The following is a 2,309-nucleotide window of genomic DNA, read 5'->3' as shown; positions in this document are numbered from 1 at the left end:
GCATCGTTTGTATCGCCCACCTGATCTTTGGTGTCTGAGTAGTTGAACTTACCCTGTAATCTTAATGATGGGTTGACGCGGTAGTTTATTTTGTTGGTGGTTACCCATTGTACGGTATCTTCGGCAAAGCCTTTGTCGCGACGGTATTCGAGTCGGGTGCTGGCATCGGTGGCGTTTTCTTTGTAGGTTAAGCCAACTGAGAAGGCATCACGATCGGTCAGGCCACTGTCTACTTTATCCAGACGTGAGCTTTGTACCGAGGCACTGGCGATCAGTTCTTTATTTACCTGATAATCCACGCCGAAGGTATGACCGATTCCGGATTGTGCCGATTCGTGTGTAAACTGATGTTCGGTGTACACTTTGAGTTGATCGCTGACTGTTTTACGTTGGCCCATGGTAAAGGCATTTTTATTGTCTTCGGTGCCGTCAGTCGAGAGTGTAAAGTTACTGTATAGACTGTAACTGTCACTCATGCGGTAGTCTGCGCCGAGAGTCAGTGCGTCTCCGCGATCTCCACTGCTAACTTCTGCATTAAGGTCAAATTTACTATTGATGGCGGCTTTGATACCGAGTGTTAACAGGTCATTGCTTTCGTAACTACCGGTTTTGTCTAGCGTGGCTTGCGCAATACCGTAGAGATTGATTTCATTATTGACATCGTAGCCAACTTTGAACGCTGCCAGCGTACCTTCGCCATCAACGCTTGAGCCGGTACCTTCGTCATCCGTTAAGTCTTCTTCTTTGACGTGACGGATCTCACCACTTAAAGTGACTTTGTCACTGACTTTAACATCTGCTTGAACGCTGGCGCTGCTTTCTTTGCGCAAGCCTTCTTCTTCAACTTGTGTGGCACGCGCAGAAACATCTACTTTGTCGTTGATTTTGCTGATGACTTCGACACCGGTATCGGTGGTTTTATGGCCGGTATCCAGACTGGCGGTTGAGAAGCCGGCATCGCGTTGTTTGAACCACGCGCCAATCGAACCGCTTAAGGTACTAAAGTCTTCCAGGTCTGCTCTGGCTTCGACGCTAATCGCGCTGCCGCTGATGTCGGATGCTTCGCTGTTGGCGTTGAAAGGGTTGAAGTTTAAACCACCGTCGTCCGAGGCAAAGCTACCTTGCGTCTGATTTGATTCACTTTCTGCGTATTCAACTTTAAGGTAAGTGCCTTTGTTTTTCTTGAGGGTGATGTCGATCCCTTTCAGGTCATAATCATCATCGGTACGATTTTCATGGGCATAAGTACCACCGACGGCGAAGTGATCGTTTAACCAGATTTTACCGCGTGAACCGTAGCTGGCTTTATTGCTGTCAAAGTCGTCAGGGACGTATTCATAATCCACCATTAGGTAGACATCGTCACCATCCAGCGGTGTGTCTTTAATCAGTGATGGGTAGGATTGCTGGGCAATCTGTAACAGTGGACGATTCAGGATAATACGTCCCTGGAAGTCGTCTATCTGGTAGTCGCGCCCTTCTTCAAGGATCACGGTAGATACCGCACGATCACCGCTACTTTGGCGCACTTCGATCCAGACTTTCTCCGATCCATCGACGATGTCTGAGTCTTTTAAGTAGTACAGACTGCCGCCGGTTCCGAGGAATTCATTGTGTCTAAAGGCACTTTGCGCTTCTGAGGCAAACACCGTCACGTCGGTTTTATGGTCACCGTCTTTGGTGGTCTGGGTACTTTTGTGATTCAGTTTGGCACCGTAAAGTGTGCGGTTGAATGAGCTAAGTTCGGTACCGGTAATGTCGGTATTGTAGTTACCCCAGATGGCACGAGACTTGTCCCAGTCGACACGTACATACATTTTGCCCTGACTGTTGGTGTCATCAATGATAGTTGAGTCATCACCATAGACAGGATAGTACTTGTCCGGATCGAGACGACGGAACAAGCTGTCGGGGTCTTTCTTGTGGATGTCATCAAAGATGTTCTCAATGTCATCGGTACCGGTATCCATTTGTGCGGTTACCAGGTATTTCCCTTTGATTTTACCTTTCAGGTAAAACGCTAAACGACCATCAACAAAGATGTCACCATCGAGGTATTTATCCCCGTCACTGAGTGTTTCCAGATTACCACTGACTTTACCTTTACCTGCGGTAATATCCGCAAGACCAACCATGAACATGTACTTGCTTTTAAGATCAACATTCAGTGGTTTGTGATAAGTATCCTGATTGCTATCAGTGATTGCGATATCAAAATCATGCTGCCCTTCGGGTAGTAGTTTTTCGACTACGAACTTATTTTCAACCAGCGAGATGCTTTCATCATTGATCTTGATCGTATGGTCTGT

The 2,309-nt window shown here is 47.1% G+C and carries 1 protein-coding gene; it reads right to left on the bottom strand.

What is annotated here, in order from left to right:
• On the bottom strand, positions 1 to 2,309 hold a 2,309-nt coding region (locus tag EV695_RS20215), incomplete at both ends, for a TonB-dependent receptor (RefSeq protein ID WP_207907185.1).

Source organism: Cocleimonas flava (assembly GCF_004339015.1).
In the GTDB taxonomy this organism is placed as follows: Bacteria; Pseudomonadota; Gammaproteobacteria; order Thiotrichales; family Thiotrichaceae; genus Cocleimonas; species Cocleimonas flava.
This window is presented reverse-complemented; position numbering and strand designations above follow the sequence as displayed.